Below are 4,670 nucleotides of genomic sequence, written 5' to 3'. Positions count from 1 at the left end.
GTTCCCGCCTGTACGTTCAGTCCCTCGCCGGCAGAGCTTCGCCGCGGACGTAGCGGGACCTGCCTGTGGTGCGCTTCGGGTTAACCCTGCCCTTCGCCGGCGGCGCACCGCCGTAGGTCTTCATGTACCGGTACAAGGTGGCTTTGGACCATCCGACGGTCTTGGCGGCATGCTCGGCTGTCTTGCCCTCAGCCATCAGCTCGCGTGCGGTCTTCACCCGGTCCCGGGCGATCGCCTCTTCCATGGGTGCCGGCCCGAACCGGACGCCGCGTTTTTGGGCGCTGATCACTCCGGCACGGACGCGTTCGTTGATGAGCTCCCGCTCGTACTCGGCGAGGGTCGCCATGATGGCCAGCTGCATCTTGCCCTGGACGCTGGTCGGGTCCAAAGAATCCATGATCGAGTGCAGTCTGATGCCGCGGGAGGTGAAGTCGTTCACGGTGTTCAGCACGTCGATGACGGAACGGCCGACCCGGTCCAGACGCCAGAAATAGATGTCGTCATCCTCGCGGGCGTACTCCATCAGGGCCTTCATGCCGGGGCGCTCCTTCGCCTCCCTCGAACCCGACAGCTCGTCGGTGAAGATCTTGTTCGGGTCAACCCCGGCCGAGATGAGCGCCTCGACCTGCATGGACGCGTCCTGGTCGGTGGTGGAGATGCGGGCGTATCCGAGTTTCATCGTTGTCTCCTGTTATCGCAGTCCGGGTTTCCTTGAGGACACCTGAGACAACAACTTGTACCGGGTTGGTGAGACATTATTGGCCCGAACAGGGCACCAAATCAGGTCCCGGGGCATTTGTCCCATGACCTATAGTTCGTGACACTGGTTTAGGCACGCGACAGCTGTGTCGGTGTCGGAGAAGTGACTAACGATAGGCCTGCGAACCCTTAGTCGGTTTAGTGGCATCTGTCCTGGGAGACGACGTGAATGTCCTGAGGCGTCAGTGACAGGCTTGGTACAACGTTCGGAATTGGGGAGAGGACGAAGCGGCCAGTCTTGTGGACCGTAACGCAAGCCCCTGCTTCCCCATCCGGGTTGGTACGCCAATCGACTCTCAGGGCATGATTTTCGAACCTAATTGCGTCAACGTCCGAATGTTCTTTGTGGTCTATGTCCGAGAGGTTGAGCGATGTGATCAGTTGAAGATTGCGGTCATAAATGGCCACCGTCGCGGGCCACGCCACACCGCCGATACCGCACCTGAACACCAGAGCCGTCAGCCCCTGCGTCCCCGTTGACGTGTCACCCACCGTGCGCATGTAGCTGCCGTCGTTGTTGCCATACAGTTCCGTGACGCCAGGATCTGGCCCTCCCGGGTTCTTGGGCATGGGAAGCCGACCGTCGACGAGTTGTCCTTCAGGTCGGTTACACATGGCAGGTGCTACAACGGAGCCTAATTCAGCTTTGGTTGGACCCAGGAATGCCTTGAGGGCTAGATCGCTGGGTTGGAAGATGAATTGCCGTGCAATTGGGTCAAGCAGCAAGTCCGTGAGTGCGTCGGCAACGGGTGCTAAGACTTGCACTGCCGCGTAGATCTGTGCCGCAGCGAGAATACTTTTTGAAGCTAAAGCGGCGCTTTTTTCAATTACTGCGATCGTCGATGTCGGATCCTTGGTCGCCCAAAACTTGGCAGCAGCCTGCGCAATGGGCTTGCTTTTTGCGGATAGGCAGGGCGCAAGTCTTGCCATCATTCCCGGTAGCTCCGAAGCGAACGACTTTAGGGATGAATGGGACAGCACAAGATCCAAACCCTCGATGATCTCGGACAAGCATTGCGTCAATGCCATGTACGTCGTTACGAGGGACAGTGCCGGAACAACGGAAGCGTCTGAGGCCTGGTTATATAGCAGCCCGGCGAGAACATAGGGAACTGTTGCGTCAACTGCGATGAGAGGCGTGCTTCGATTCGAGTGCCAAAAGTTGAGCAAATCGGTTTTGTTGAAGCGGAATGAGAACTCGCCTGTGGGCTGGATGAAGTACGTGTCAGGGCCCGGAATCAGTGCATCTGGCCCGCTGAGGACCATGGTCGCCCAGGTTTCGGGAGTGACGCCCTGCCAAAGGTCGCTCTGGACCCACACCGGTTTGACGGCCGTTGTGATGGAGGCGGCAGCGCCGCGGTTTAACCTGAGCTTGATCTTGAGGTCGTCCGGGTGGTCGGGATCTGTTGTTGCGCACCAAAGAACCGGGCCATTAAGGTCCTCATAGAACTGGACTGAATTATCGTCCCACTCTGGAGGCGGAGCGGGGCATTCCGGAGGATTGGTGCGGACACCTACCATTCTTCCTATGAAGTTGCTCCAAATTTCTAACCCGTAGGTAGAGAAGTGGGCCAGTTTCGCGCTGATTGATTTCCCGTCCGGGGAAGTTTCGCTGGCGACGGGAGCCCAGCTTTGGTTGTGGACGTCCCAGTTGACGATGAACATGATTTGCTCGGCTGGCAAGGGGAGGTCGAGGGAGAACGTAAGCTCGGCGCCTGATGAGGGGAACACGCCGGTCTTCATGTCGAGGTCCACAACTTGGTCCAGCGACGATTGGGACGGGAGCGCGGCCTGCATTTCCTTAGTCTGGGGGCGGTTGGTCACCGTGGCCTCGAGGCCGGATACGCCGGGAAAATTGACAGTCGCTTCAGCGTGGGCCGAGGAGGTCTGCTTCCCGACAGGGGGCAGCGATGGAGTTCCGGTGCTGTGAAGTTCCGGAGGCGACCCGGTACAACCAGTCAGCACCGCGATAACCCCCGCCGTGATAAGGCACATCAGCCGAATCCAGATCTTGACGACATGACCGGCGCGCATGTGGTGTTGTGCCGCGTCGTTCATTGGCAGGAACGCTGAGCCTGGTCTGGTGCGGTGGCGCTGTCCATGATCTTCACATACGCTTCCTCCGGAAATTGAGAAGCCGCCACGCAAGCCTGGGCCAAGGTATTGTAGGGCCCCCCGTACACCGCGTAGATCATGGTTCCCGTGTTCGACATCTGGTTCAGTGACGAGCAACTGCCAAGGGTCAACAGATACTTTGATCCCGGATGGCTCTCCAAATTGGTTTGAACATCTCGGGCGTACGCCGAGGGGTCTGTTGACGAGTGGTAAACAAGGATGAACTGGCCGGTGCAGCCCACGGGGCGCAGCGGCGACGTCAGTCCCAGGTCACCCGGGAGAGGTGCCGCGGATTGCGACGGGATTTCTGGCGTTGCTGTAACGGCGGTCGGGACGGTGGCCTGGACCGTTTGCGACGGGCTGGGTGTGAGCTGGACAGTGGATATATCTGACGGCAGCGCCGGCGCCAGGGGCGGCTGCGCGGCGGGGGCAGCAGCTTGAACTGAGTCCGGCCCCGTGGGTCTCCACAAGTTGGCACCCAGAAAGATGCCGAGCATTAGGAGTGCGAAGGCGATGCCCCCGGCGATTAGTCCGCGCTGCTTTGCGAGTGCCCTCGGGAGGCTGAATCTTGGCTGCGCTATCCCTGTTGGCGACTCAAGGGATCGGTAGCGTGGCCTGTCCGCGGCTCGAAGGACTGCTTTCCGATGTGCCTGACGAGGTGGAAGGTGCGATTCATTCCCCGATGGCGACGTTGTCGCCAGCGGGCCTTCTTCGGGAAAAGGTGGCGTCTGACCTGCGCCGAATACTGAAGGATAGGGCCCGGGCTTCGGCGAAGCTCCGTAGGCATTGGTGAACGGCTGGCTGCCCTCAACGCTGTAGATAAAAATAATCAGGTCACCGGCAAATGGGACGAGTCGAATGAGCATCCAGGTAGCGGGTCTGCCCGTGTCGTGCAGCCGCCGTACACCCACTGACAGGAACGGAACGACGGACCCTACGGCAACTACTACAATCATGTAACCGAAAATGGCCCAGTTCGTGACGTTAAACAGGATCAGTGTCCCGAACAAGGCAATCACGTAAACGGCGGTGAACTTCCAGTATTCCTCCCGGCTCGAGCGCCCGGAGAAGGTTGCGTACTTGGATAGGCATGTTGAAGCGGCCTCTAGAAGCGTCATTTTTCTTTTCCTCCAAAGAAAAGCGGACGTCTGAATATCGAGACCGGTACGCCGCCCCTCTTCTTTGGAAAGCCGGGCCCAGATGCGTCCACCCATCTTGCGCCTCCCTCAGGAAAATGGCTAGTACCGTGACCAGATCAAATGGCTTACAGCCGTTGCAGTGTCAAGACGCGGCAGCTGCTCTTGCCCTGAGGAGGTGAACGGTCCGAGCTATAACACCGCGAAGCGGCGCGACGGTAGATGGCAATCAGGACATCGATAGTCATGAGGCATCGATCTCTACGTCCAAATAAGGTTTCTCTACCGACCTTGATTGTGAACCGTCCCGGGTTTGATGCCGCTATCTTCTGTGAGACAGATAGTGATTGTGCCCAAGCAGTTCCCGCCCGAAGTCCGTGACCGTGCAGTGCGCATGACCATGGATCGGTTGTCCGAATACCCGTCTGTCTATGCTGCTTGCAAGGCACTGGCGCTGAAGCTCGGGGTCGGCGCTGAATCGTTGCGCCGGTGGGTTGTCCAGGCCCAGATCGATGCCGGTGAGAAGACCGGGCCCAGCAGTGATGAGCTGGAGGAGATCAAGCGGCTCCGGGCTGAGGTGAGGGACTTGAAAGAGTCCAATGAGATCCTCAAACAGGCTTCGATTTTCTTCGCGAGGGAGCTCGACCCTCGCCGCCGCTG

Annotated in this window: 4 protein-coding genes; 1 reads left to right on the top strand and 3 read right to left on the bottom strand. The window is 59.1% G+C overall.

The window, feature by feature from the left end; translation table 11 throughout:
• Positions 1-16: 16 nt before the first annotated feature.
• From DBR22_RS19825 to DBR22_RS19815, 3 genes are all read right to left on the bottom strand, one after another.
• Positions 17-679: a recombinase family protein gene (locus DBR22_RS19825; protein ID WP_108600412.1), complete on the bottom strand. Its 663-nt coding sequence runs from the start codon at positions 677-679 to the stop codon at positions 17-19.
• 218 nt (positions 680-897) lie between these two features.
• Positions 898-2,817, bottom strand: a complete 1,920-nt coding sequence (locus tag DBR22_RS19820; RefSeq protein WP_146187590.1) for a hypothetical protein — start codon at positions 2,815-2,817, stop codon at positions 898-900.
• On the bottom strand, positions 2,814-4,088 hold the full coding sequence (locus DBR22_RS19815) for a DUF805 domain-containing protein (protein ID WP_108600410.1): 1,275 nt from the start codon (positions 4,086-4,088) through the stop codon (positions 2,814-2,816). Before DBR22_RS19815 ends, DBR22_RS19820 begins: the two co-directional genes overlap by 4 nt.
• 271 nt (positions 4,089-4,359) lie before the next feature.
• Between DBR22_RS19815 and DBR22_RS19810 the strand changes: the two genes are divergently transcribed.
• On the top strand, positions 4,360-4,670 hold a 311-nt coding region (locus tag DBR22_RS19810), incomplete at its 3' end, for a transposase (protein WP_181365261.1).

This window comes from Arthrobacter sp. HMWF013 (assembly GCF_003061105.1).
In the GTDB taxonomy this organism is placed as follows: domain Bacteria; phylum Actinomycetota; class Actinomycetes; order Actinomycetales; family Micrococcaceae; genus Arthrobacter.
Note: the sequence above shows the minus strand (reverse complement) of the source record. Positions and strands in the feature narration are given on the sequence as shown.

Coding starts and splice junctions, on each gene's coding strand:
- DBR22_RS19825 (WP_108600412.1), bottom strand. CDS start 679: ATGAAACTCGGATACGCCCGCATCTCCACCACCGACCAGGACGCGTCC.
- DBR22_RS19820 (WP_146187590.1), bottom strand. CDS start 2,817: ATGAACGACGCGGCACAACACCACATGCGCGCCGGTCATGTCGTCAAG.
- DBR22_RS19815 (WP_108600410.1), bottom strand. CDS start 4,088: ATGGGTGGACGCATCTGGGCCCGGCTTTCCAAAGAAGAGGGGCGGCGT.